Origin of the sequence: Halarchaeum grantii (assembly GCF_014647455.2) — an archaeon.
Classification (GTDB): domain Archaea; phylum Halobacteriota; class Halobacteria; order Halobacteriales; family Halobacteriaceae; genus Halarchaeum; species Halarchaeum grantii.
The window spans coordinates 840340-863054 of record NZ_BMPF01000001.1; the positions used below are offsets into that span (position 1 = coordinate 840340).

Below are 22715 nucleotides of genomic sequence, written 5' to 3' on the forward strand. Positions count from 1 at the left end.
CGCTCGCTCGCGGTTTCACCGCTCGCTCGTTCGACCGAGCCTACGGCTCGGTCTGCGGCCCCTCCAGGCGCTCCTCGCGGAGGTCGACGAGCGCGACACGCGGCGGCACGTAATCGAGGGCGTCCCCCGGCCAGCTGTCGTGGGCGAGCGTGAACTCGACGTCCGGGTGTTCGCCGGCGAGGCGCGCGACGGCCTTCGCGGCGGCCTCGTAGCCCTCGCGGTCCATGTTCTCCGGGATTTCGGCCGTCAGCGGATACGTCTCTGAGAGCTCGCGGGGGTAGGGGCCGAACGGCGGCTTCACGTGCCAGCAGTCGTCGTAGTCGCGGTGGCGCGGGCCCTCCGTCAGGAGGACGTGGCCCTCCGGGGAGAGTCGGTCGAGGCGCTCGCGGTGGCGGATGACCTCGGGGCGGCGCGCGGACTCGGCGGAGGTGTAGAAGAAGGTGTCCTTGCTCGCGGGGTCGCTCGCCTCGTACTGGCGGGCGTGGTCGAGGAACGCCCGGTAGCCGTCGAGCGTGCGGGGGTGGGCGTGCGAGCGCGCCTCCACGAGCTCCATGAGGTCGCCGTCGCGGACCGCCTGCTTCACGCGGCGGAGCTCCGTGAAGGAGACGTGGAGGTTGTGCTCGGCGAGCAGTTCCTCGCGCGCCGCGTCCGGCATCCGGCGCACCTCCTCGGGCGTGTGCTCGACGCAGACCGGACACGAGCACGGGAAGTGCTCGAGGTCCGGGAGGTGCTCGGTGCCGTGGACGGTGAGGTAGCGGTCGTCGCGCGCGTAGATGGCGTACGCCGCCGAGTCGAAGAGGTCGCAGCCGAGCGCGACCGCGAGCGCGAACATCATCGGGTGGCCGGCGCCGAAGAGGTGGACGGGCGCGTCCCGCCCCAACCCGCGTTTCGCGCCCGCGACGGCGCGCGCCATGTCGTCGTAGCGGTACTGGTTCATCATCGGCACCACCGCGCCGACCGGGAAGACGTCGAGGTCCGTCCCGTAGGCGTGCTCGCCGGCGTCCTCGCGGAGGTCCGGGTAGGTCGAGCCCTGCACGGGCGCGTTCACGAGCATCTCGCCGACGTCCACGGTCTCCGCGAGTTCGAGGCGCTCCTGCGTGGTTCGGAGCTCCTCCGCGGCCCGCTCGCGCGGAACGTCCGGCGGCGTCGGGATGTCCACTGGCGTCCCGACGTCGCTCCCGATGTCGTGCTGGAAGCGGAGGATCTCCTCCGTGTCGGTCTCGATTTCGCCGTACTCGGCGAGCTGGAAGGAGCCCGAGTCGGTCATGATGGCGCCGTCGAAGCCCAGCAGGTCGTGGAGGCCCTCCTCGCGTGCGCGCTCGGCGAGGTCCTCGTCCTGCTTGATGATGTAGGAGTTCGTGATGAGCATCTGCGCGCCGAACTCGGAGAAGCGCGACGGGTCGACCGTGATGAGGTTCGGGTTGACGACGGGGAGGAGCGCGGGCGTCTCCACCGTCACGTCCGCACGCGGGACGCGCAGGTCGCCGATGCGCCCGCCGGCGTCCTGCGCACGGATCTCGAAGACGTCTCTCATTGCTCGCGTTTCGCGCGGCGAACGACTAAGGGTTGTGTTGTCCGCCTACGCGCGGAACTCGGCCTCCGGGCCGAACGTCTCGTAGTAGAGGAGCGCGAGCGCCGCCCGGCCGTCCCGGAGGTCGTCGCGTCTGAGCGCCCCGCGCAGGGCGTCGCGCGTCGTCTCCTCGACGCGGATGCTCTCGTTGAAGTCGAGTTCCTGCTCGCCCGAGGGCGTACAGCCGTACGCGACGAAGTAGTGGTGGCGGGCGTTCGCGACGCCGTTCGTGGGCTCGAAGGACGCGAGCTTCTCCACGCGCTCGGCCTCGTAGCCCGTCTCCTCGGTGAGTTCGCGGTGCGCCGCGTCCGCGAGGTCCGCGTCCGCGTCCTCGACGCCGCCCGCCGGGAGGCCGCGGTTCACGCGCTTGACGGCCTGTCGCCACTCCTCGATGACGACGACGTCGCCCTGCGGCGTGAGCGGCAGGACCACGACGGAGGGGGCCTCGTCGAGGTAGTCGAAGTCGCTCTCGGTGCCGTCCGGGAGCACGACGTCCTCGTGGACGACGTCGAAGCCCGGGCAGTCGTAGGCGACGTCGCTGTCCGTCGTCTCCCACGCGAGCGCGTCGCGCGCGTCGTCGGCGTCCTCGCTGTCGGCGTCGTCGCTCATCGAGTGAGCGCTCGGCCCGCGTCCCCCTCGCCGTTTCGGTTCCGCGCGACCGTCCGAGTGCGCACCGGCCGAGAACAGCGGCATGGTTTATCAGCATTCCACGACGAGATGGCGTATGACCGACACGCCCATCGAGACCATCCGGACCATGCTCGAATCGCTCCTCGAGGAGACCGACGACCCGGACGTCCACTACAAGCTCCGGACGTCGCTCCAGCTCCTCACCATCCTCGAAGAGCGCGACGCCGCCGGGCGCGACGCCCTCGAACACACCGACCTCGACCCCGAGGTCGCGGAGCGCCTCGAACGCCTCGGCTACATCGACTGAGAGCTCAGAGCTCGACGCCGTCGAGGGAGTCGCTCAGCTCCGCGATGTCGGCGTTGAACGCCTCGACGAACCCCCGGAACCCCGGCGCGTACTCGCGGACGTCGCCCGGCGACGGCGGCGCGTACTGCGAGACGAGGTAGACGCCGCCCTCGCCGCCCGCCCGAACGTAGGACGCCGACGCCGCCTCGCGCTTCAGCTCCCAGCGCGTCCCATCCACCGTCGCCGCGAACGTCCCGTACTCCGTGGGCTCGACGCGGTGGAGTTCCGCCGCCATCCGGTCCGCGGCGTCCTCGATGCGCGAGACGATACGGTCGCGTTCCGCCGCTACCTCGCCCGTCGACGCCACCGGCGGGAACTCCTCGGGCACGCCGTCGAGCACGCCCGCGAGCGACGCCACGTACGCCTCGAACGCCGCGACGAACTCGTCGTAGTGCTCCATCGCCGTCGCCAACTCGCCCGCGTCCGGGTCCGCCTTCGAGGAGACCACGTAGACGTCGAGGCCCGAGCGCCCCTCGAAGCGCAGGAAGTCCACGTCGCCCGCCTCGTACTTCAGCGTCCACTCGCCGCCATCGACGCGGAACGTCCGTCGGCCGTAGTCGCCGCCCTTGAGCCGCGCGAGTTCGTAGGCGAGTCGCCCCGCGTGCTCGCGCACCCGCGCCACGACGGCGTCGCGTTCCGCCGCCGTCGCCTCCGCCGACGGCACGTCCGCGTCCAACCCCTCGGTCATGGGTCCCCGAGGGTGGCGACGCGGATAGCGTTCACGCTCACAGGCGATAGGCGACGTCCTTCGCGACCGCGTCGACGACGTCGTCGCGGCTCGTCCAGAACCCCGACCACTGCCGGGGCGTGTCCGCGTACGCCACGAGCGCCGTCCCGCCGCCCTCGGGGCGCCGGAACACGACGAACCACCCCCTTCGGAAGTCGTCGCCGTAGCCCGCGTGCGCCGTCACGTCGAACCCCACGGGCGGCATCCAGTCCGGCGTCCCGTAGACGTGCACGTCCACGTCCGTCTCCGCGAGCGTCTCGTAGACCGCGCGCGTCCCCGACTCGTCGTTCATCCGCGAGAGCCGCTGGAACGCCGAGCGCAGTCTGCCCTCGCCCGCCAGCCACGCCTCGCGCTCGATCGCACGCGACACCGCGATCAGGAGGAGTTTGTCCTTCTCCGTCTCCGGATACCCGCGGACGTCGAAGCGGGTGTCCTCCAAGCCCGCCAGCACCGCCGGTAGCTCCGCGTCCTCCAGCCCCCGCGACCCCGTGATGAACAGGTCCGAGTTCACCAGCAGGACCGCGTCCATCACCGCCGACAGCGGCGAGGACGCCACGATATCGCCGTCGCGCACCAACAGCACGACATCGCGCTCGCCCTCGGGGAGGTCGGCCTCCGACACCGCGACCGGCTGGCCCTCGAAGAGTCCCTCCAGCATCCGCTGGACCGGCATCGGCTGGTCGCGATTCACCACCACCAGCGACGCCTGCGGCGCGTCCACGTCCTCGATGAACTCCGAGAGCGTCATCCTTCTAGCACATCGGTTCACACGACGGGTAAAAAGTGTTCGCGGCCGACAGCGCGACGCCCCGGCGCGACCTCGGTTAGCTGTCGCTCTCCAGATGGGCGCGAAAGAAAAACCGCGGCGTCGAGTCAGCGAACGTTAGCTCGGCGTCGTCGACGAACTGATGATCGAGGACTGCCCGGAACCGGAGCTCCAGACGACACGGACCGTCTCACCGGTACCGAACGGATTGCCAGCCTCACTCTGGGCCCTCAGCGTGGCACCGGCGGAAATCTTGTCCGCGGGCCACGTGCTGTTGCTGGCCTTCGTTACATTACTCTGTGCAGGGGAGACGAACGACTGGTTTTCACCGTAGTAAATGGTGTCGCCGCTGACAGAGACGGTGACCGATTCCGCCTGTATCGGGGAGTTACTCCCCTGACTAGTGATGCTGATCGTCTGGTTCCCCGAGCTGGAGAAGTTCGCGTATTCGTAGCTGAAGCTGGCCTGCGGTGCGTTGTTCCCGACCTGACTGCCGAGTCCGAGGACGAACGTCCCGATGACGGCCGCGAGAATCACCGTGATCGCGACCATCAGGATGACTCCGATCACCGGGGAGACACCACGGTCGTCATCGAGGGGCTGCTTCAGTTCCATTAGGCGTTGTACGTCCACGACGAGATGATCGAGGACTGGCCGGAGTCGGAACTCCAGACGAGGTTCACCTTCTGCCCGTCATTCCAATCGGAGACGGATTCGATGCGTAACGTGTCGCCCGCCGAGAGCTTGTCACTGAGCGAACCACGGTTCGAGATGTTGACCGAGGATTGGCTCGACGTCACGTTCAAATCCGACGTGGAGATCGCCGAGCCGCTACTCTGAAGCGTCGCGTTCACCGACGACATATTTCCACTATCCCAGTCGAAGCTGGCCTGCGGTGCGTTGTTCCCGACCTGACTGCCGAGTCCGAGAACGAACGTCCCGATGACAGCCGCGAGAATCACCGTGATCGCGACCATCAGGATGACTCCGATCACCGGGGAGACGCCACGGTCGTCCGCGTTGAACAGATTGCTTAGTTTCATGGTTGTGATGCGCCAACCCTGCCACAGAAGCGATATAGGAGTCGTACGACTCCCATCGCGTAGGTCGGGAGGTGGGTGCCTCCGTCGCTACGCTCCCTTCTGCTGACGGCGGTCGGCGTCTATGTGCTATCTGACTCGGAGATAACTTAAAATGGATGGCCGATTATGGCGTTCGATCCCGGCGAAACCTTTGTTAGCGCCCGCGATACGGCCTCAACCCACACAATCCGTTTATCTGACACGACACGGCGACCGTCGCGGAACCGGAGCGCGGCGGCGCCGTCGAGGCGTGGGACGCTCGCCGTCGATGCCGAGCCGGGAGCATCGGGGTCGGCCACGCGCGGACACCGGTCTACGGGCGTTCGCGGCGGCGCTCGACGTGGCGGATCGGCGAGCGCGACGGTGAGTGAACGACGAGGAGAAATCGCTGTTCGGTGTTCGGAATGCGGGAAAAGTGGGCCGGCGCGAATTTGAATCGCGGTTACGGCCACCCGAAGGCCGAAGGATACCAAGCTACCCCACCGGCCCGCACTCGAAATGATGAGGCGATTGCCTTTAACGCTTCCGAAAGGGTCTCTGGGGGTCAGTAGGACGTGTAGGCGTCGGTGTCGAGGTAGTTGTGCGCGACGGTGATGGCGTGGTCGGCGTGGAGGATTTCGGGGCCGACGCGGACGCGTTCGTCGCTCGAATCGGCGAGGTGCGTGGCTTCGGCGTCGGTGAAGTCGCGGTGGTCGGAGAGGACGAAGACCGGGTCCGCGGGTGGTTCGACGTCGGGGAGGGGGCGGCCGTCCTCGTGGAGTTCGAGGACGGTCCCGCGCGCGGCGGCGTCGTCGAGCGTGGGTTCGAAGCCGCGCTTCGAGACGTAGACGCCGGGGGAGGGGTTGGCTTCGCGGTGGCCGATGGCGTTCCCCTTGGCGTCGATGGCTTTGCGGAGCATCCCCGCGATGTTGCGCTCGTCGGGGTTGAGATAGCGCAGTTCGCTCCCCTCGAAGCGGACGGTGAGGTCGTCGGCGAGGACGAGCGACACCCGGACGTCCTCGCGGATGCCGTGCGAGAGGAACACCGCGGAGTTCACGCACCGGCAGAGGACGTCGAGGCGGCCGGCGCCGCCCGCGAGGTCGGCGAGGTCGAAGTCGGCGGTGGTTGGGGCGTCGTGGCCGTGAACGACGAAGTGGCGCATACGGGTTGGAGGGTGCGGAGTGTGTTGAACGCCGCGACTCGCCGGTCGGGTCGCGTCAGGCGGCGTCGCCCCCGTCGCCGTCCGCGTCGTCGTTCCGCGCGGCGGCGCGGCGCTCGGGGATCAGGTCGAGGCTCGTCTCGGTGTCGCCGAGGAGGAGGAGCGCGTAGTAGCGCAGATAGGCCTGTACGGGCGCGGAGACGAGGCCGCCGAGGAGGAGGGTGGTGAGGAGCCCGAGGAGGAGGCCGGCGCCGAGCCACGTCCACGCGAGGGCGCCGCCCGCGCCGGCGAGCACGAACGGGAGGCCGAAGACGAGGCCGAGGACGAGCACCACGGGGACGAGCGCGATGAAGAGGACGATGGCGACGGCGACGCCGCCGACGAGCGTCAGCACGAGGTTCGCGACGAAGAAGACGCCGTACTCCTTCGGATGCGCGCGCAGGACGCCCCAGAAGTGCCGCCAGCCGGCGAGGACGCCGACGCCCTCGCGGTACATGATGGGGACGACGAACGCGCGCGTGAAGCCGAGGACGACGGCGACGCAGAGCGCGAGGATGACGCCGACGGGGAGCAGGAGGAGGAAGAGCGCGCCGACGGGGAGGCCGAGCAGCACGGGCGCGATGGCGAGCGCGAACACCCCGAGGACGAGAGTGCCGAGGAGGAAGCGGAAGGCGAAGAGGCGCAGGCCCTGCCCCCAGTGGTCGGCGAGGGTGGCGCGCAGTTCGACGTCGCCGGTGACGAGGGCGTCGACGAACGTGAACTCGAGGGCGGCGCCGATGACGGCGAACGCGACGCCGAGGAGGAGCGCGACTCCGAGGAGCGCCCACGCCCAGAGCGGGACGGTGGCGAGCACGTCACCGAGCGACCCGTGGGGGAGGCCGGCGTCCGGGACGGTCCCGACGTCGCCGGTGTTGACGTTCCCGGAGCCGGAGAACCCGCTACTGACGCCGCCGGTGAGGACGGCGACGAGCGCGAGTTTCAGCCACTCGACGGGAGTCAGCTTGCGGAGGAAGGCGGTCGTAGTCGAGAGCGCGTCCGTCACGTCGTCGACGGCGTGGAGGGCCATGCGGGGAGGGTTCGTCGACTGTGGGCAAAGGCGTTGTGCCGGGCGGCCGGCGACGGCGGACCGAAGGGTTCCTCCCGGCGCGCGTCGATACGTCGCGTATGAGCATCCTTGAGGACGCGCGGGCCGTCGTGGAGAACGGCCCGGTCTGCGACGCCTGTCTCGGCCGGCAGTTCGCCGACCGGAGCTTCGGGCTGACGAACGAGGAGCGCGGACGGGCGCTCAGAGTGAGCGTCGAGCTCGACGACGACGACCCGCACGACCCCGTCGAGACGGAGGCGTGCTGGGTCTGCGAGGGGCTGTGCGCGACGTTCGACGAGTGGGCGGAGCGCGCGGCGAGCGGCGTCAGCGACGTGGAGTTCGCGACCTATCAGGTGGGGACGCGCGCGCCGCCGCTCGTCGAGGAGAACGAGACGCTGCTGCGCGAGAGCGCGGGCCTCGACGACGACGGCGGCGAGCCGTTCAAGGCGGAGTTCAACCGCGAGGTCGGCAAGCGCGTCGGGCACCTCACGGACACCGAGGTGGACTTCGAGCGCCCGGACGTCCTCTTCGTCCTCGACGTCGCCGACGAGTCCGTGGACGTGCAGGTGAACCCGGCGTTCGTCTACGGCCGCTATCGGAAGCTCTCGCGGGAGATTCCCCAGACTGAGTGGCCGTGCCGGGAGTGCAACGGCACCGGGCGGCGCGCGGGCGAGCCCTGCATCCACTGCGACGGCACGGGCTACATGTACGCCGAATCCGTCGAGCAACTCGTCTCGCCCCCGATTCTGGAGGCGATGGACGGCGACGACTCCTCGTTCCACGGCGCCGGCCGGGAGGACATCGACGCGAAGATGCTCGGGACGGGTCGACCGTTCGTCGTCGAGGTGAAACACCCCCGGGCGCGCTTCCCGGACGTCGACGCCCTCGAAGCCGAGGTCAACGAGCACGCGGACGGGAAGGTCGAGGTCGAGGGCCTGCGCCTCGCGACCTACGACATGGTCGAGCGCGTGAAGGAGCTCGACGCGTCGAAGACGTACCGTGCGCGCGTGCAGTTCGACGCGCCGGTCGACGAGGCGGCCTTCGAGACGGCGCTCGACTCCCTCGACGGCGCGACCATCGAGCAGAACACGCCCGAGCGCGTCTCGCATCGCCGCGCGGCGAAGACCCGTATCCGTGAGGCCTACGCGGTGTCGGGCGAGCTCGAGGACGAGACGCACGCGACCGTCGAGATCCACGGCGAGGGCGGCCTCTACATCAAGGAACTCGTCTCGAGCGACGAGGGGCGGACGGAGCCGTCGCTCGCCGGTCTGCTCGGGACCGCGTGTCACGTGATGGAACTCGACGTGCTCGCCGTCGAGGGCGAGGACGAGCCCTTCGGGGACCCGGATTTCTTCGTCGAGTCGGACGGATGACGCGGCGCTTCGGCGTGGACGAGGCCGGGAAGGGCCCGGTTCTGGGGTCGATGTTCGCGGCCGCCGTCGTCTGCGACCCCGAGGAGTTGCCGGACGGAATCGGGGACTCGAAGACGCTCGCGCCCGCGCGCCGCGAGGCGCTCGACGAGCGGATTCGGGCAGTTGCGGACGTCGGCGTCGCCGAGGTCGGCGTCGAGCGCATCGACGACCCGGCGACCGACATGAACACGCTGACCGTGGCGGCGCACGCCGACGCCCTCGGGCGGGTCGCGACGGACGGCCTCGCGGGCGTCGTGGACGGCGGGGACGTGGACGCCGCGCGCTTCGGGCGCCGCGTCGCCGAGCGCGTGGACGCCGACATCGACCTCGTGGCCGAGCACGGCGCGGACGGCGCGCACGCCATCGTGGGCGCGGCGAGCATCGTCGCGAAAGTGGCGCGCGACCGACACGTCGAGGCCATCGCCGAAGCGCACGCGGGCTACGACGTCGGGAGCGGCTACCCGAGCGACCCCGCGACGCGCGAGTTCCTCCGCGCCTACGTCGCCGAGACCGGCGGCCTCCCCGACTGCGCGCGCGAGTCGTGGGCGACGTGCGACGACGTCCTCGCGGCCGCCGAGCAGTCCGCGCTCGAGGAGTTCTGAGCGCTTATGTGTCGCCCGCGCGACCGTGCGGACGGAATGGGAGTCGAGCGATACGAGTCGCCGGACGCGGAGACGGTCGCGGACGTCGTCTCCACCGCGCTCCACGAGGGCGCGGTGGTGACGGCCGAGGTGGCGTGCGAGGTGGAGTACGACGGCCGGACGAGCGGCTACCTCGGCCCGGGCGACCGCCTCGTCGTCGCGAAACCGGACGGCACGCTACTGGTCCATCAGCCGACGAAGCACAAGCCCGTGAACTGGATGCCGACCGGCGGGACGATCGTCACCTCCGTCGCGGAGACGGCGGACGAACCCGTCATCGTCGCGCGGCGCTCGAACCCCCGCGAGCGCGTGGAGGTGCGCGTCCGCGAGACGTACGGCCTCACCCGCTTCGACGCCGCCGACGCCGCCGAGTACGAGGAGTCCGGCACCGAGGCGGAGATGCACGAGTACATCGAGGCCCACCCCGAGGAGCTGGAGGACGGCCTCCGCATCGTCGAGCACGAGCGCGAGACGAAGTACGGCTTCATCGACTTCTACGCCGTCGACGCCGAGGGCACGCCCGTCGTCGTCGAGGTGAAGCGCGTGCAGGCGACGCTCAACCACTTCGACCAGCTGAAGCGCTACGTCTCGCTCTACGAGGACACCGGCGACGTCCGTGGCCTGCTCGTCGCTCCGTCGGCGTCGGAGCGCGTCGAGCGGGCGTGTCGCGACGCCGGGCTCGAGTTCGTCGCGCTCCCTGAGTTCGAAACGGACGCCACGCTCGGGAACGCGACGCTCACGGACTTCGACTGAGCGCCCACCGGGACGCACCGACGACCGCGCGGTCGACGCTCCACGCGAGACCGGCGAGGGTGAGTCGGGCACCGACGACGGCGCCGCGCGCGTCCCGCGTCGCGGCGAGGTCGAGGAGGGCGTCACGGCTCGCGCGGTACACCTCGTCGTACGTGTCGGAGGATAGGCGGAACGTGAGCGACGGCCGAGAAAAGGAAGGGGTGCGCTACTTGCCCTCGTCGGTGAGGAGGTAGCGCAGGATGTCGCCGTAGGCGGGCCGCGTGATGAGCACGCCGATGAGGACGCCGAGGATGGTGACGAGCGCGAACCCGCGGAGGTCACCGAGCGAGAGGAACGCGAGCGGACTCATCGCGATGATGGTGGTCGCGGCGGCGCCGCCGATGATCCAGAACGCCTTCCGGAAGCGACTCTGGAAGACGCGCTCGGAGGACACCTCTTGGGTCGTCACCTCGTCGGCGATGATGACGAGGTCGTCCACCCCCGTCCCAATGACCGCGATGAACCCCGCGATGTGCGAGAGGTTCAACGAGAGACCGACGAGCGAGCTGAACCCGAGGAGGATGGCGACCTCACTGAGCGCGGTGACAAGCATCGGGAGCGCGACCTTCGCGCGGCCGTAGCGGAGGTAGACGACGAGGCTGACCGCGAGCGCGGCGATGAGGCCCGTGAGGAAGCTGAGGGGCTTGAAGCGCTCGGCGAGCGACGCGTCGATGCTGTAGATGGTGCCCGAGTCGATGTTGAGGGGCGCGGGCAGCGCACCCGCGCGGAGGTCGACGGCGACCTGGCGGGCCTCACTCATCGAGTTCGTCTGGAGGACGAACGTCTTCGTCTGCTGGAAGTCGCCGCTCTCGATGGAGTTCGCGAGGTCTTGTCCCATGCCGGCGGAGTAGACGACGTTGCCGTCACGGACGTTCAGCAGGCAGTACTGCTCGCCGGGCGTGCCGTTCGGGTACCGGCAGCTCGAGATGCCGGCACTCGAGGTGTAGCCGTACGCCTGCATGTCGTCCGCGAAGGACTGCGCGGCGCTGTCCGTGAGCGTGATGGGGACGACGGGGACGCCGCGCTGCGTCGTCGGGTCGTTGATCTGCGAGGCCTGTAGCTGATCGTTCGAGAGGACGGTGTCGTTCACCTGCGCGCTCCCGTTCGCGGGGTGGTAGGCGACGATACGGACGTTCCCGCGACTGCTGACGAGTTCGCGGACCTGCGAGACGTTCGTGTTCGGCGCCTCGACGACGATGTAGTGTTCGCCGGAGGGCGTCGACTGCGCGGTGACCTCGGCGCCGGAGAAGCCGAGCGAGTTCACCTTATACGAGAGCGTCTCGATGATGTCGTCGCGGGTCGCCTGCGTGACGCCGTCGCGAACGTCATCGGCGCTCACGGAGAGACCGGCGCTCGTGAGGGCGCTCCGGAACTGCGACTGGGTGACGTTCGTGAACACCTCGGCGGTGCCGGCGGAGTTGTTGTAGAGGCGGAGCTGAACGTCGGAGGCGGTCGTGGACGAGAGGTTCGCGGCGATGGTCTCCCGGAGTTCGTTCTGCGCCTGCTGGTCGGTGGGGACGTCGACGTTCTCGGCCGTGAGGCCGACGACGGGCGCGCGGACGCGCGTCCCGCCGGAGAGCTGGAGGCCGTACTGGAGGTTCGTCGCGCCCTGCGTGGCGGCGTTCCCCGCGCTCCCGGTGACGGGCGCGGCGCCGGGGACGAAGACGGCGCCGAGACTGCCGACGAGGAGGACGACGAGGAGGGCGACGCGCCAGTTGTCGCGGATACTCGGCGCCATCTACCGGCTCACCCCCTCGAACTTGTACCAGCGAAGCAGGCTGAGGTTGAGCATGTAGGTGTTCACGAGGTCGGTGACGAGGCCGAAGACGAGGACGAGCCCGATGCTCGTCAGGAGGTCGATACCGAAGAGGAACGCGACGAGCGACATGACGGTCATCGCGGCGATGGAGGTCACGGTCATCGTCACGCCGGTTTTCATCGCCCGGTGGACGCTCTCGTAGAAGCTCCCGGAGCGTCTGAGGACGTGGTTCGTGAGGAGGATGTCGGAGTCCACGGAGTACCCGATGAGCATCAGGAGCGCGGCGACCGTCCCCAGCGAGAGCTGGATGCCGAAGACGTTCATGAGCGCGAGCGGGACGACGATGTCGCCGAACGCGGAGAGGACGACGGCGGCGCTCGGGACGAACGTCCGGAAGAGCACGAAGACGACGGCGGCCATGCCGACGAAGGAGCCGACGAGACCGTAGAGGGCGAGCTGCTGGGTGCTCGCACCGAACGTCGCCGAGGTGCTGGAGACGGAGACGACCTCGTAGTTCGCGGCGCGGGCCTGCTGCTGGAGCGTGGAGACGTCGACGCCGGACCCGAAGGTCACGAGGTAGGTGTCGGCGCGCGACGGGATCGCGCGGATGGACGTCGTGGACGTGGAGAACGCCTGTCTGATCGCGTCCTGCGAGGCGGCCTGCGCGGACGTCGCGTGAATCGTCAGTTCCGTTCCGCCCGTGAACGCGATACCGAGTCGGACGGGAGTACCGTAGAGGACGTACCACCCGGCGAGCACCAGCAGCGCGAGCGCGAGCACGCCGAGCGGGACGGCCGCGAGCTGCCGGTTCGAGTACCGGGTGTAGTCCACCTCCGGAACGTCGAACGAGGGCATATGCGTTCGAGTAGCGGCGGGGTTTCGGATAAGACTTCGCTTATCTCGATGGTCGCGTCGCCGTCGCGACCACAAGACTCATCTCCCCCGAGGGAACGCTCAGCGCATATCGCGCACGAAGCGCTCGGGGACGTAGGCGAGAACGGGGGCGGGCGTCGCGTGGACGAGGTGCTCGGCGAGCGCGACCATCGGCTTGCGGACCAGGGCGTACGCCACCGACACGCCGATGGCGGCGAGGACGGCCGTGCGGACCACGCCGGAGTAGGCGAGGTAACCGGGGATGGCGACGGCGACGCCGAGCAGGACGTCCTCGGGCGCGCCGTCGTAGCGGACGAGGCGGCGGGGCCGCCACCACACACCCCGGAAGTGGTCGTAGACGGCTCGGTCGCTCGTCCCCTCCCACGGCCGGAGTTCGAGGCCGCCCCCGAGCGCGTCGCTGGCGGCGTGGACGGCGGCGGCGAGGACGAAGAGCGCGACGGCGAGGGCGACGGGGCCGCCGACGGCGACGTAGCCGCCGACGGCGAGGGCCGCGAGGAGCGACCCGTAGACGGGGAAGTGGAGCGTTTTGCGGTGGCCGGCGTAGAGGTCGAGGTCGGGGAACACACCACCGAGTATCCCGGCGGCGGCCACGAGGAGCGACCCCTCGCCGGTTATGGCGCTCGCGACGGCGGCCAGCAGGAGGCCGACGAGCGCGTGCGTCGTCGCCATCATTGTATAGTCGGATACGGGAGGTCAGAATAAAACCCTATCGCCGGCTCACGGGGCGACGGCCGCCTCGCCGTACGCGTCGTCCCGGAAGAGGAGCGCCTACGGCAGGTAGCGGACGTTGACGACGCCGGGTTCGGAGCGGACTTCGACGCGCGTCGCGCCGACGCGCGCGGCGCGCTCGACGGTCGCCTCGTCGGCGACGACGTCCGCGACGGCCTCCTCCGTCGCGTCCTCGGGCACGGAGAGGACGTGTATCTCGCCGTCGCCCGCGCGCTCCTCGGTGGCGAGGTCGCCCTCAGCGAGGTCGGCGGCGAGCTCGCGGGCCTGCTGCGTGGGCGCCTCCTCGCTCTCGAAGACGTCGACCGTGTAGCGGTCCGCGACCTCGACGACGGAGTAGGTGACCTCCATGGGCGGGTCGGGCGCGACGGTCGCCTCGACGACCTCGCCGGCCTCGACGCCGGGGTTGTCCGAGAGGGTGTGGACCTGTCCGCCGTGGACGTCCGAGAGCATCGCCGAGGACTCCTCGGCGTGCGTCACGAGGAACGTGCTCGTCTTTTCTGAGTCGGTCATACCCGCGATAGGCCGCTCGGCCTTTTCCGGGTTTCGCCGCGTGCGGGCGCGTCACGGGCGGAGTGACAACCCTCTTGGTCCGCGCGTCGGAGAGTGAGGTATGGACGTCGACATCGGCAACGCCCTCGCGGGCGTCGCCACCCCCGGAGTCCCGCGGAGCTACCTCGACCGCCTCGACGAGCGCGTCGCGGACGCCCACGACCGCATTCGGACGGGGATGGCCGACGACGAGTTCGGCTACGCCGCACTGAACCTCCCGGAGCGCGCCGACCCCGACGCGATCCGCGCGGCCGTCGCCCCCCTCGCGGACGCCGACACCGTGCTCACGGTCGGCATCGGCGGGAGCAGTCTCGGCGCCGCGACGCTCACGGACGCCCTCGCCACCGAGGGCGAGGCCCACTACCTCGACAACGTCGACCCCGCGCAGGTGTCGAGCCTGCTCGACGACCTCGACCTCGAGTCGACGGCCGTGAACGTCGTCTCGCGCTCGGGCACGACCGCCGAGACGCTCGCGAACTTCCTCGTCGTCCGCGAGGCCTACGAGGAGCGCGGCGTCGACTGGACGGAGCGCACGCTCGTCACCACCGGCGATTCGGGGAACCTCCGCGACCTCGCCGACGAGCACGACCTGCCCGTCCTCGCCGTCCCCGACGGCGTGCCCGGGCGCTTCTCCGCCCTCTCCACCGTCGGCCTCGCGCCCGCCGCGCTCCTCGGCGTCGACATCGAGGGCGTCCTCGCCGGCGCGCGCGAGGAGCGCGACGCCCTCTCCGGGTCGCTCTTCGAGACGCCCGCGTACGCCTACGGCGCGCTCCTCTACGCGCTCGACGGGCGGGGCGCGCACGCGAACGTGATGATGCCCTACCACGAGTCGCTCGAGACGTACGCGGAGTGGTACGCTCAACTCCACGCCGAGAGCCTCGGGAAGGACGGCCTCGGGCAAACACCAGTGAGAGCGCTCGGCGCGACCGACCAGCACAGCCAACTCCAGCTCTATCGCGCCGGCCCGAACGACAAACTCGTCACGTTCGTCCACGCCCGCGACGGCCCGGACGTCCCGATTCCGAGCGCCGACCTCGACGGCCTCGACTACCTCGCCGGCGCGACGCTCGGCGAGCTCCGCGACGCCGAATTCGCGGCCACCGAAGCGAGCCTCGCGGACGTCGGCCTCCCGAGCGTCCGCGTCGAGATCGAGCGCGTGGACGCCCCCGCCGTCGGCGGCCTCCTCTTCGGCATGGAGGCCGCGACCGTGCTCGCGGGCGAGCTCTACGGCGTCGAGACGTTCGTCCAGCCCGCCGTCGAGTGGGGCAAGGAGGTCGCGCGCGGCCTCCTGCGCGGCGAGGAGGCCCTCGAGGAGACGGAGTCGCTGCGTGTGACGCGCGAATGAGCGACGCGACGGAACGCGACGACGGTATGGAGCGCCGGGAGGCGAACGCGGGCAACGACGGCGACGAGTCGGAGCGTCTCGCGGCCACGCTCGGCTTCCTCGCGGCCGGCCTCGGCGTCGCGTCGGCGGGCCTCCCGTGGACGGACGCGCTCGTGTTCAGGGCCATCGCCGGCCTCCAGCCCGAGCCAGCGCTCCCGGCGCTCGTCGCGGCCGCCGCCTTCTACGCGCGCCGTCGCGGGGTCGTCGAGCGCGAGGCGGGCGCGCGCCTCGCCGCCGTCGCGTCCGGGGCGCTCGTCGCCGTCGCCGCCGCCGCGCTCGTCCTCCCGGCCGTGCGCGGGACCGGCGCTCCCGTGGGCGTCGGCGCGCCCGTCTGCCTCGCCCTCGGCGTCTTCGCCGTCGGGTTCGCCGTCGCCGACCACGCGCGCGTGGACGCCGCCGGCCTCGGCCGCCGCGTTCGAGTCGGCGCCGCCGTCGTCGGCGTCGCCGTCCTCGGCCTCGTCGCGGGCGCGCTCGTCCAGAGCCTCGTCGTCTCCGTCGCCGCCGCGTTCGACCCGCCGACCGTGGTGCGCCTCGCGGCCGCGCAGGGCGGCTTCGCGCTCGCGCTCGCGGTCACCGCGCTCGGCTACGTCGTCGTGACGCGACGCACCCTCCGGTACTTCGACGTCCGCTTCGGCCGGCGGGACGCGCTCTGGACGGTCGGCGGCCTCGTCGGAATGTTCGCCGTCCTCCTCGCCGGGAGCGCGGCCGCGAGCGCGCTCGGCATCCCCGCCGCCTCACACGACACCGTGGAGACCATCCGACAGACGCCGTACCTCGGCCTCCTGCTCGTCCCCGTCTCGCTCCTCCTCGTCGGCCCCGGCGAGGAGCTGTTGATGCGGAACGTCGTCCAGAAACGCCTCTACGACGCCTTCTCGCGACGCGGCGCCGTGCTCGTCGGCTGTCTCGTCTTCACGCTCGTCCACCTGCCCGCGTACGCGACGCCGGGCGCGGGCGCGGCGGCGCTGTTCGCGACGCTCGCACGCCTCTTTCTGGTGTCGCTCGTCCTCGGCGTCGTCTACGAGCGCACCGAGAGCGTCGTCGCGGCCGCGCTCGCGCACGGCGGCTACGACGCCATCCAGTTCGGCGCGCTCTTCTACGCGAGCGTCGCCTGAGCGCTCGGCCGCGCTAGTTCGGGTTCTTCCGCGCGAGCGACGACCCGCAGACCGGACAGCGCTCGCGTTTCTCGTCGAACTCGCGCCCGCAGCCCTGACACTGGAAGTTCCAGTCGCGGCGCTCGCTGATGCCCTCCTTGGCGATCGAGTCCACCTCGAGGTCGAGGGCGTCCGCGACGTTCTGCATCGCGTAGTCGTCGGTGACGAGCACGGCGTCGAGTTCGAGCGCCGCCGCGATGACGCGCACGTCCGTCTCGGAGAGGACGTCGCGGTCGCCCGTGCCCGACGCCGCCTCGCGGACGCGGCGCACCGTCACGTCGTCGGGAACGTGAACGCTCATGCCCGCGCCCTCCATCGCGTCGAAGCGGTAGCTCGCGGCGTCCTCGAGTTCCGCGCGGACGGCCGGAATCGTCGCCGCCGGGCCGTCGGCGTCGTACTCGTCGATGAACGCGGACGAGTCGAGGACGTACACTATCGGTCGACGACGATGTAGTCCTTCACGGCCTGCACGCGCCCGACCGGGATGCGATAGCGCCCGCGCTCGTCGGTCGGGAAGTCGAGTTGTATCTGGTTCGTCTCCTCGGTCTGCTCGACGAGCAGGTCGACGAGCGTCCCGCTCTTGAGGTTCATCGTGATGTTGTAGAGCATTCCGAGCTCCGTGCCATCCGAGCCCATGACGGCCTTCCCGGAGAGGTTCTCGGCGAGGATGTCGGCCATACCGTCCGTGTTGCCGGCGGGCGACTTAAAACCTCCACACCCGACGCACGACGCGCACGGCGCCCGCCGCTCGACGCCGTCCTCACCCACGGGCGTTAAGCCCCGCCGGGCCACACGTTCACCCGAATGGCCGACTTGCTCGCCGGGGCCGGGTTCGCCGTGCTCTCCGCCGCCTGCCTCGCCGTCCAGAGCCTCACCGTCCGCCTCGGCACGAAGACCCACCGCGTCGCGGACGTCATCGCGGCGATGTTCGGCGTCAACCTCCTCGTGTTGGTCCCGGTCACCGCGTTCACCGCCTTCCCCGACTACGGGCTCACGCCGACCGCTATCGCCGCGTTCGCCGTCTCCGGGGTGCTGGGGTCGCTGCTCGCGCGCTTCTGTTACTTCCACGGCATCGCGCGCCTCGGCGCGAGTCGCGCCGAACCGCTGAAGGCGCTCTTCCCCGTCTTCGCCACCGCTATCGCGGTCGCCGCGCTCGGCGAACGCCCGACGCTCACGCTCGCCGCCGGCGTCGGACTGCTCGTGCTCGGCGGTGCGGTCGTCGCCGCCGACTCGCGGGCGACGCCGGCGACCGCGTCCGGCCGGCGCCTCTGGCTCGACCTCGTCTACCCGCTCGCCGCCGCGCTCTTCCTCGGCATCGACCCGATATTCACGAAGCTCGGTCTCGCCGAGGGGACGGCGCCGCTCGTCGGCCTCACCACGCGAGTCATCGCGGCCGCGCTCGGCTTCCTCGCCTACGTCGCGTGGCACTCGCACGCGACCGGCGAGTGGTGGCGCCCGCGCGCGAACCGGTGGCTCCTCGGCGCGAGCGTCGCGAACACCGGCTACCTCGTCGCGTACTACGCGGCGCTCGACCGCGCGCCCGTCGCCGTCGTCACGCCGCTCCTCGGGGTCAGCACGCTCTTCGTCGTCCTCGGCGCGGCCGTCCTGCTCCGGCGGGACGAGCGCGTCACGTGGCGCCTCGGCGTCGCCGCCGTCCTCGTCGTCGCCGGCGCCGCCCTCGTCGTGCGCGGCTAGGGCGTGTTCGATGCGGGGGATTTACCTGTCTCTGCGCGCTGCATTCGGACAACAGCCGTTCTGGCGTGGGTTTCAATGTCTGGAGATACACAACACGGGGGACTCAGAACCCCCATCGTAGCCGTGCTCGGTCACGTCGACCACGGGAAGACCAGCTTGCTCGACAAGATCCGGGGGTCGACCGTCATCGAGGGCGAGGCCGGCGCCATCACCCAACACATCGGCGCGACCGCCGTCCCGCTCGACGTCGTCGGCGAAGTCGCGGGGAGCCTCGTCGACCCGACCGAGTTCGACCTCCCGGGCCTGCTCTTCATCGACACGCCCGGCCACCACTCCTTCACGACGCTGCGCTCGCGCGGCGGCGCGCTCGCCGACATCGCCATCCTCGTCGTGGACGTGAACGACGGGTTCCAGCCCCAGACCGAGGAGGCCATCAAGATCCTCGCGGACTCCGAGACGCCGTTCGTCGTCGCCGCGAACAAGGTCGACACCATCCCGGGCTGGCAGGTCACCGAGGACGCCCCGATCCAGCAGACGCTGGAAGCGCAGTCGGATCGCGTCGAGCAGCAGTTCAACGAGAAGCTCTACGAGATCATCGGCGAGCTCTCCGACGCCGGCTTCACCTCCGACTTCTACTGGCGCGTGCAGGACTTCCGCTCGAACGTCGGCGTCGTCCCGGTGTCGGCGATGACGGGCGAGGGCATCCCCGACCTCCTCGCCGTCCTCATGGGCCTCGCGCAGCGCTACATGAAGGAGGACATGGAGATCGACGTGACGGGGCCGGGCGCCGGCACCGTCCTCGAAGTGAAGGAGGAACGCGGCTTCGGGACGACGCTCGACGTCATCCTCTACGACGGCACCGTGCGGGCCGACGACACCGTCGTCGTCGGCGGCGTCAACGGCCCCATCGTCACGGACGTCCGCGCGCTCCTGAAACCGCGGCCGCTCGCCGAGATCCGCACGGAGAGCCGCTTCGAGAAGGTCGACGAAATCGCGGCGGCGGCCGGCGTGAAGATCGCCGCCCCCGACCTCGACGACGCTATCGCGGGCGCGCCCGTCAGGGTCGTCCGTAACCGTGACCTCGACGACGTCATCGCCGACGTGCAGGCGGAACTCGCGGAGGTCGCCGTCGACACCGGCGAGGAGGGCGTCGTCGTGAAAGCCGACACGCTCGGGAGCCTCGAAGCGATGGCGAACGCCCTCGACGAGGCGGAAATACCGATGATGCGCGCGGAAGTCGGCGACATCGCACCCCGCGACGTCGCGATGGCGACCACCGTCGAGGAGGAGGAGTACCGCGCCATCCTCGGTTTCAACGTCGACGTCCTCGGCGACGCCGCCGACCGCGCCGAGCAGGACGACGTCGAGGTCTTCGAGAGCGACGTCATCTACCAGCTCGTCGAGGAGTACGAGGGGTTCGTCGAAGAGATCGAGCGCCGCCAGAAGGAGGCCGTCTTCGAGAACGTCATGCGCCCCGCGCGCTTTCGCGTCCTCGAGGACCACGTCTTCCGCCAGTCCGACCCCGCCGTCGTCGGCGTCGAAGTGCTCTCCGGCACCCTCCGTCGCAACACGCCCGTCGGGTACTTCGACGGCAACGAGATGGAGCGCGTCGGCGTCGTGAAGGGCATCCAGGACCAGGGCGAGGACGTCGACGAAGTCCGCGCCGGCAACGAGGTCGCGGTGAGTATCGACGGCCCCACCGTCGGCCGCGACATCAACGAGGGCGACGAGCTCTGGGTCGACCTCCCCGAGAAACACGCGAAGGTCCTCGAACAGGAGCTCCTCGAGGAGATCCCGATGGACGAACGCGAAGCCCTCCACCAGTTCCTCGAAACCCAGCGCAAACGCGACCCCTTCTGGGGGAAGTAGCGCGCGGTCGCGGGGTGAACCGTTTCGACGTTTCGAACGGTCACGTCGCTTAACACCCCAGAGCGTCGAGGAACGGTAGTGATGGACGACGTCGCGGGGGTGCGGTCGCGCTGGGCGTGGGTGATCATCGCAGTGGTGAGCGGCGCCCTCGTGGCGTACAACATCTCGCACTTCCTCCTCGGACACGCGGACACGCACGCGCTCCCCGTCGACTACGTGGTCGGGTGGGCGCCGAGCCTCGCGCTCTCCGTGGCGGTGGTGGCGAGTATGCGGTGGGCGCGCGGCCGCGACGCCGACGACTACGGGTGGACGTTCTGCCGGTGGTTCCTGAGCGGCGCGCTCGTCCTCGGCGCGTCGGGCGCCGCGTCGCTCGCCGTCGAGGCGTTGCGCGGCGCCACGCTCGCCGAGCCCGTCTTCGTCACGGGAATGTGGGTGATGGGCGGCGGCGTCGTCGGCCTCTACGTCGGCTACGTCGACACGCGACGGCAGATGGCGCGCGAGCACGCCGAGCGCGCGAGCGCGGACGCACAGCGCCTCGCCCAACAGCTCTCCGTCATCAACCGCGTGCTCAGACACGACGTCCGCACCGACCTGAACGTCGTCCTCGGATACGCCGACCAAGTCGGCGGCTACTTCGAGGCGGGCGAGGAGCCCCCGGAGCTCAAGAAACTACGCGAGCGCGCGCACCGCCTCGTCGACCTCGCCGAGCAAGCCCGCGTCGTCGAAGGCCTCCTCGAGGACGATCGCGTCCGCCCCATCGCGGTCGGCGAGCAACTCACGTCGCGTCTCACCGAGCTGCGCCTCGACCACCCGGACATCGACGTCTCCGGGACCGTGGACGAGGACGCCGTCGCGCGCGGCCACCGGCTCCTCGAACTCGCCCTCGACGCCGTCCTCGACACCGCCGTCGCAGACACCGCGGACGTGACGACGCTCGACGTCACCTGCCGCCTCGTCGACGACGGCGAAACGGTCGAAATCGTCGTCGTCGACGACGGCCCCGGCATCCCGGCGGGCGCACGCGTCATCTCCCGGGACGAGGCGGAGACGCCGCTCGAACACGCCGACGGGATCGGGCTCTGGACCGTCCGATGGGCGGTCGAGCGCTCCGAGGGGACGTTCGACCTCGGTGACGGCTCGGAGGACCGGATCCGAATCAGGCTCCCCGCACACGGCGACTTCCGGGGCGAGAGTGACTGACTGAGAGCGGTCGAGGGCGTCGCTACGCGCTCCAGACGCCGTAAAATTTTCGTGGGCCGCGTCCGTATTCGTGAGTGAACCATGCAGCGAGACGACACGACGGGAGTGGAACGCATCGCGACGAAGCCGAGCACGACGCGCCACGACCTCGTGCTCGCTGCGATACCGCTCGTCCTCCTCGCCGGCGCGTTCGGCGCGGTGATAGCCGATATCGGTATCCGGACCGGTATCGCCGTCGGGAGCACGGGAGCGGCCGCCGTGCTCGGCTACGCGCTCTTCGGCGACCCGCCGGTGGGCCGTGGCGGGAGCGGGCGGAGCGCGAGCTGAGCTACTTCGCGATCGGGTCGTCGGAACGCTTCTGGAACGCCTGCTTCACCTGCAGGGCGGCGGACGCCGCGAGCCCCTGTGCGACTTCCGCGCGCTCGTCGGCGGGGACGAGGTCCGACTCCTCCTCGTCGAACTCCGGCGTGAACCCCGCGCTCACGGGGTTGCCGGCGGGCGGCCGGACGGCGACCGTCGCGCGCGTGCCGTCGTGCCCGCTCCCGATCTCGGCGCCGACGACGTATTCGTCCGGGAGGTACTCGCGGGTCTGGGCCGCGATGCGCGCGAGACTGTCGCGGAGCGCGCGGCGCTGCTCCGGCGTCAGCTCCGCGTCCGGTTCGTTCTGGGGATCCCCACCCGGTCCGGCGTACGGCGTGTTGCCGTTCATGCCCCCGAGTAGTGGCTACGCGGTTGAAAGGCCTTCCCCCACCGGCGACCCTCAGAGAATCGGCTCGCTCTCGCCGTAGCAGGCGACGACGACGGCCGACGCGTACTCGCCGGGGTCGGCCTCGACGGCCGTCGTCTCCACGCGCTCGCCCGCGAACGCCCAGTCGCGCAGTTCGCGGCCGGCGTCGAGGCCGGCGCGCACCCGCGCCGCGACGTCCTCAGGGTCGGTCTCGTCCGCCACCTCGTAGAAGAGCCCCGGCCCGTCCGGGGCCTTCGTCCACCCGAGGCCGGCCGAGACGTGGCGCGGTCCCGCCGCGTTCGCGTGCGCCTCGACGACCGTCAGGCGCTCGCCGGCCGGCCCGAGGTCGGGCGCGGTGCCCACCGCCTCCACGTCGGCCGCTGCGGGAATCACGGAGGAGACGGTGACGAGGTTGTAGTTGTGGACGTTCGCGTCCGCGAGCGCGGCGTCGTACGCGGACATCGCCGTCGGGCCCGTCCCGGTGCCCCAGACGACGTTGATGGTGTTCATACACGGCCTAGCGGAGTGAGCGAGGTAAGCGGTTCGCTCCGGGAGCGACGAAGACGGAAA

The 22715-nt window shown here is 70.4% G+C and carries 27 protein-coding genes and 1 tRNA gene; 10 read left to right on the forward strand and 18 right to left on the reverse strand.

Going from position 1 to position 22715, the window contains the following annotated elements:
* Positions 1-40: 40 nt before the first annotated feature.
* Together tgtA and IEY12_RS04585 are read right to left on the reverse strand one after the other, a co-directional pair.
* Positions 41-1534, reverse strand: coding sequence for a tRNA guanosine(15) transglycosylase TgtA (gene tgtA, locus IEY12_RS04580; protein ID WP_188879614.1), 1494 nt, complete (start codon positions 1532-1534; stop codon positions 41-43).
* 45 nt (positions 1535-1579) lie between these two features.
* A complete protein-coding gene (locus IEY12_RS04585) occupies positions 1580-2179 on the reverse strand; it encodes an NUDIX hydrolase (RefSeq protein ID WP_188879616.1) in 600 nt (199 codons plus the stop codon).
* A 115-nt stretch (positions 2180-2294) separates the two neighbouring features.
* Here IEY12_RS04585 and IEY12_RS04590 point away from each other — a divergent pair, with 115 nt between their 5' ends.
* Positions 2295-2507, forward strand: a complete 213-nt coding sequence (locus IEY12_RS04590; protein ID WP_123075156.1) for a hypothetical protein — start codon at positions 2295-2297, stop codon at positions 2505-2507.
* A 4-nt stretch (positions 2508-2511) separates the two neighbouring features.
* Here IEY12_RS04590 and IEY12_RS04595 read toward each other — a convergent pair whose 3' ends face one another.
* The 7 genes from IEY12_RS04595 to IEY12_RS04625 all read right to left on the reverse strand — a co-directional run bounded on the left by IEY12_RS04595 (position 2512) and on the right by IEY12_RS04625 (position 7325).
* Positions 2512-3234, reverse strand: coding sequence for a profilin-fold protein (locus tag IEY12_RS04595; RefSeq protein ID WP_188879618.1), 723 nt, complete (start codon positions 3232-3234; stop codon positions 2512-2514).
* Positions 3235-3271: 37 nt separating this feature from the next.
* Entirely contained in the window at positions 3272-4021 is a 750-nt protein-coding gene (locus IEY12_RS04600; protein ID WP_188879620.1) for a DICT sensory domain-containing protein, read from the reverse strand.
* A 135-nt stretch (positions 4022-4156) separates the two neighbouring features.
* Complete coding sequence (locus IEY12_RS04605) at positions 4157-4654, reverse strand: type IV pilin domain-containing protein (protein WP_188879623.1); 498 nt, start codon at positions 4652-4654, stop codon at positions 4157-4159.
* A complete protein-coding gene (locus tag IEY12_RS04610; RefSeq protein WP_188879627.1) occupies positions 4654-5082 on the reverse strand; it encodes a type IV pilin domain-containing protein in 429 nt (142 codons plus the stop codon). The genes IEY12_RS04605 and IEY12_RS04610 overlap by 1 nt, the downstream gene beginning before the upstream one ends.
* Before the next feature lie 455 nt (positions 5083-5537).
* A tRNA-Pro gene (locus IEY12_RS04615) sits at positions 5538-5610 on the reverse strand.
* 55 nt (positions 5611-5665) lie between these two features.
* On the reverse strand, positions 5666-6262 hold the full coding sequence (gene trmY, locus IEY12_RS04620) for a tRNA (pseudouridine(54)-N(1))-methyltransferase TrmY (RefSeq protein ID WP_188879628.1): 597 nt from the start codon (positions 6260-6262) through the stop codon (positions 5666-5668).
* A gap of 55 nt (positions 6263-6317) precedes the next feature.
* Entirely contained in the window at positions 6318-7325 is a 1008-nt protein-coding gene (locus tag IEY12_RS04625; RefSeq protein WP_188879630.1) for a DUF7544 domain-containing protein, read from the reverse strand.
* Positions 7326-7423: 98 nt separating this feature from the next.
* Between IEY12_RS04625 and IEY12_RS04630 the strand changes: the two genes are divergently transcribed.
* The 3 genes from IEY12_RS04630 to nucS are packed head-to-tail and all read left to right on the forward strand — an operon-like array spanning position 7424 to position 10149.
* Positions 7424-8716 (forward strand): tRNA pseudouridine(54/55) synthase Pus10, encoded by a 1293-nt coding sequence (locus IEY12_RS04630; protein ID WP_188879633.1) that lies wholly within the window; start codon positions 7424-7426, stop codon positions 8714-8716.
* Positions 8713-9357: a ribonuclease HII gene (rnhB, locus tag IEY12_RS04635; protein ID WP_188879634.1), complete on the forward strand. Its 645-nt coding sequence runs from the start codon at positions 8713-8715 to the stop codon at positions 9355-9357. The genes IEY12_RS04630 and rnhB overlap by 4 nt, the downstream gene beginning before the upstream one ends.
* A gap of 36 nt (positions 9358-9393) precedes the next feature.
* Entirely contained in the window at positions 9394-10149 is a 756-nt protein-coding gene (nucS, locus tag IEY12_RS04640) for an endonuclease NucS (RefSeq protein ID WP_188879636.1), read from the forward strand.
* Here the strand turns inward: nucS and IEY12_RS04645 are convergent.
* From IEY12_RS04645 to IEY12_RS04665, 5 genes are all read right to left on the reverse strand, one after another.
* Complete coding sequence (locus IEY12_RS04645; RefSeq protein ID WP_188879638.1) at positions 10133-10291, reverse strand: hypothetical protein; 159 nt, start codon at positions 10289-10291, stop codon at positions 10133-10135. The two genes, nucS and IEY12_RS04645, sit on opposite strands and share 17 nt — an antisense overlap.
* Positions 10292-10354: 63 nt before the next feature.
* A complete protein-coding gene (locus IEY12_RS04650) occupies positions 10355-11926 on the reverse strand; it encodes a preprotein translocase subunit SecD (RefSeq protein ID WP_188879640.1) in 1572 nt (523 codons plus the stop codon).
* Positions 11927-12802: a protein translocase subunit SecF gene (secF, locus tag IEY12_RS04655; RefSeq protein ID WP_188879642.1), complete on the reverse strand. Its 876-nt coding sequence runs from the start codon at positions 12800-12802 to the stop codon at positions 11927-11929. It lies immediately after the preceding gene.
* A gap of 99 nt (positions 12803-12901) precedes the next feature.
* Positions 12902-13513, reverse strand: coding sequence for a metal-dependent hydrolase (locus IEY12_RS04660; protein WP_188879644.1), 612 nt, complete (start codon positions 13511-13513; stop codon positions 12902-12904).
* A gap of 96 nt (positions 13514-13609) precedes the next feature.
* Positions 13610-14080 (reverse strand): DUF5812 family protein, encoded by a 471-nt coding sequence (locus IEY12_RS04665; RefSeq protein WP_188879650.1) that lies wholly within the window; start codon positions 14078-14080, stop codon positions 13610-13612.
* A gap of 100 nt (positions 14081-14180) precedes the next feature.
* On the opposite strand from IEY12_RS04665, the gene IEY12_RS04670 reads away from it, so the two are divergent.
* A complete protein-coding gene (locus IEY12_RS04670; RefSeq protein WP_188879652.1) occupies positions 14181-15464 on the forward strand; it encodes a glucose-6-phosphate isomerase in 1284 nt (427 codons plus the stop codon).
* On the forward strand, positions 15461-16615 hold the full coding sequence (locus IEY12_RS04675) for a CPBP family intramembrane glutamic endopeptidase (protein WP_188879654.1): 1155 nt from the start codon (positions 15461-15463) through the stop codon (positions 16613-16615). The genes IEY12_RS04670 and IEY12_RS04675 overlap by 4 nt, the downstream gene beginning before the upstream one ends.
* 13 nt (positions 16616-16628) lie before the next feature.
* Here IEY12_RS04675 and IEY12_RS04680 read toward each other — a convergent pair whose 3' ends face one another.
* Both IEY12_RS04680 and IEY12_RS04685 read right to left on the reverse strand, forming a co-directional pair.
* Positions 16629-17087 (reverse strand): NOB1 family endonuclease, encoded by a 459-nt coding sequence (locus IEY12_RS04680; RefSeq protein ID WP_188879656.1) that lies wholly within the window; start codon positions 17085-17087, stop codon positions 16629-16631.
* On the reverse strand, positions 17087-17332 hold the full coding sequence (locus IEY12_RS04685) for a PRC-barrel domain-containing protein (RefSeq protein ID WP_123075124.1): 246 nt from the start codon (positions 17330-17332) through the stop codon (positions 17087-17089). Before IEY12_RS04685 ends, IEY12_RS04680 begins: the two co-directional genes overlap by 1 nt.
* A gap of 126 nt (positions 17333-17458) precedes the next feature.
* Between IEY12_RS04685 and IEY12_RS04690 the strand changes: the two genes are divergently transcribed.
* From IEY12_RS04690 to IEY12_RS04705, 4 genes are all read left to right on the forward strand, one after another.
* Positions 17459-18349: an EamA family transporter gene (locus IEY12_RS04690; protein WP_188879660.1), complete on the forward strand. Its 891-nt coding sequence runs from the start codon at positions 17459-17461 to the stop codon at positions 18347-18349.
* 75 nt (positions 18350-18424) lie between these two features.
* Positions 18425-20218 carry a translation initiation factor IF-2 gene (infB, locus tag IEY12_RS04695; RefSeq protein ID WP_188879662.1) on the forward strand — a complete coding sequence of 598 codons (1794 nt, stop codon included), beginning with the start codon at positions 18425-18427 and terminating at the stop codon, positions 20216-20218.
* Positions 20219-20299: 81 nt separating this feature from the next.
* Positions 20300-21418: an ATP-binding protein gene (locus IEY12_RS04700; RefSeq protein ID WP_188879664.1), complete on the forward strand. Its 1119-nt coding sequence runs from the start codon at positions 20300-20302 to the stop codon at positions 21416-21418.
* Positions 21419-21499: 81 nt separating this feature from the next.
* Complete coding sequence (locus IEY12_RS04705; RefSeq protein WP_229870937.1) at positions 21500-21745, forward strand: DUF8015 family protein; 246 nt, start codon at positions 21500-21502, stop codon at positions 21743-21745.
* Between the two features lies 1 nt (position 21746).
* Here IEY12_RS04705 and IEY12_RS04710 read toward each other — a convergent pair whose 3' ends face one another.
* Positions 21747-22127: a DUF5811 family protein gene (locus tag IEY12_RS04710; protein ID WP_188879666.1), complete on the reverse strand. Its 381-nt coding sequence runs from the start codon at positions 22125-22127 to the stop codon at positions 21747-21749.
* A gap of 51 nt (positions 22128-22178) precedes the next feature.
* The gene (locus IEY12_RS04715; protein ID WP_188879673.1) at positions 22179-22655 is read right to left on the reverse strand and encodes a pyruvoyl-dependent arginine decarboxylase; all 477 of its coding nucleotides are present in this window, start codon (positions 22653-22655) and stop codon (positions 22179-22181) included.
* Positions 22656-22715 lie beyond the last annotated feature (60 nt).

Excerpts from the sequence above, each read along its gene's own strand:
- tgtA (WP_188879614.1), bottom strand. The coding sequence starts at position 1,534 with ATGAGAGACGTCTTCGAGATCCGTGCGCAGGACGCCGGCGGGCGCATC.
- IEY12_RS04585 (WP_188879616.1), bottom strand. The coding sequence starts at position 2,179 with ATGAGCGACGACGCCGACAGCGAGGACGCCGACGACGCGCGCGACGCG.
- IEY12_RS04590 (WP_123075156.1), top strand. The coding sequence starts at position 2,295 with ATGACCGACACGCCCATCGAGACCATCCGGACCATGCTCGAATCGCTC.
- IEY12_RS04595 (WP_188879618.1), bottom strand. The coding sequence starts at position 3,234 with ATGACCGAGGGGTTGGACGCGGACGTGCCGTCGGCGGAGGCGACGGCG.
- IEY12_RS04600 (WP_188879620.1), bottom strand. The coding sequence starts at position 4,021 with ATGACGCTCTCGGAGTTCATCGAGGACGTGGACGCGCCGCAGGCGTCG.
- IEY12_RS04605 (WP_188879623.1), bottom strand. The coding sequence starts at position 4,654 with ATGGAACTGAAGCAGCCCCTCGATGACGACCGTGGTGTCTCCCCGGTG.
- IEY12_RS04610 (WP_188879627.1), bottom strand. The coding sequence starts at position 5,082 with ATGAAACTAAGCAATCTGTTCAACGCGGACGACCGTGGCGTCTCCCCG.
- trmY (WP_188879628.1), bottom strand. The coding sequence starts at position 6,262 with ATGCGCCACTTCGTCGTTCACGGCCACGACGCCCCAACCACCGCCGAC.
- IEY12_RS04625 (WP_188879630.1), bottom strand. The coding sequence starts at position 7,325 with ATGGCCCTCCACGCCGTCGACGACGTGACGGACGCGCTCTCGACTACG.
- IEY12_RS04630 (WP_188879633.1), top strand. The coding sequence starts at position 7,424 with ATGAGCATCCTTGAGGACGCGCGGGCCGTCGTGGAGAACGGCCCGGTC.
- rnhB (WP_188879634.1), top strand. The coding sequence starts at position 8,713 with ATGACGCGGCGCTTCGGCGTGGACGAGGCCGGGAAGGGCCCGGTTCTG.
- nucS (WP_188879636.1), top strand. The coding sequence starts at position 9,394 with ATGGGAGTCGAGCGATACGAGTCGCCGGACGCGGAGACGGTCGCGGAC.
- IEY12_RS04650 (WP_188879640.1), bottom strand. The coding sequence starts at position 11,926 with ATGGCGCCGAGTATCCGCGACAACTGGCGCGTCGCCCTCCTCGTCGTC.
- secF (WP_188879642.1), bottom strand. The coding sequence starts at position 12,802 with ATGCCCTCGTTCGACGTTCCGGAGGTGGACTACACCCGGTACTCGAAC.
- IEY12_RS04660 (WP_188879644.1), bottom strand. The coding sequence starts at position 13,513 with ATGATGGCGACGACGCACGCGCTCGTCGGCCTCCTGCTGGCCGCCGTC.
- IEY12_RS04665 (WP_188879650.1), bottom strand. The coding sequence starts at position 14,080 with ATGACCGACTCAGAAAAGACGAGCACGTTCCTCGTGACGCACGCCGAG.
- IEY12_RS04670 (WP_188879652.1), top strand. The coding sequence starts at position 14,181 with ATGGACGTCGACATCGGCAACGCCCTCGCGGGCGTCGCCACCCCCGGA.
- IEY12_RS04675 (WP_188879654.1), top strand. The coding sequence starts at position 15,461 with ATGAGCGACGCGACGGAACGCGACGACGGTATGGAGCGCCGGGAGGCG.
- IEY12_RS04685 (WP_123075124.1), bottom strand. The coding sequence starts at position 17,332 with ATGGCCGACATCCTCGCCGAGAACCTCTCCGGGAAGGCCGTCATGGGC.
- IEY12_RS04690 (WP_188879660.1), top strand. The coding sequence starts at position 17,459 with ATGGCCGACTTGCTCGCCGGGGCCGGGTTCGCCGTGCTCTCCGCCGCC.
- infB (WP_188879662.1), top strand. The coding sequence starts at position 18,425 with ATGTCTGGAGATACACAACACGGGGGACTCAGAACCCCCATCGTAGCC.
- IEY12_RS04700 (WP_188879664.1), top strand. The coding sequence starts at position 20,300 with ATGGACGACGTCGCGGGGGTGCGGTCGCGCTGGGCGTGGGTGATCATC.
- IEY12_RS04705 (WP_229870937.1), top strand. The coding sequence starts at position 21,500 with ATGCAGCGAGACGACACGACGGGAGTGGAACGCATCGCGACGAAGCCG.
- IEY12_RS04710 (WP_188879666.1), bottom strand. The coding sequence starts at position 22,127 with ATGAACGGCAACACGCCGTACGCCGGACCGGGTGGGGATCCCCAGAAC.
- IEY12_RS04715 (WP_188879673.1), bottom strand. The coding sequence starts at position 22,655 with ATGAACACCATCAACGTCGTCTGGGGCACCGGGACGGGCCCGACGGCG.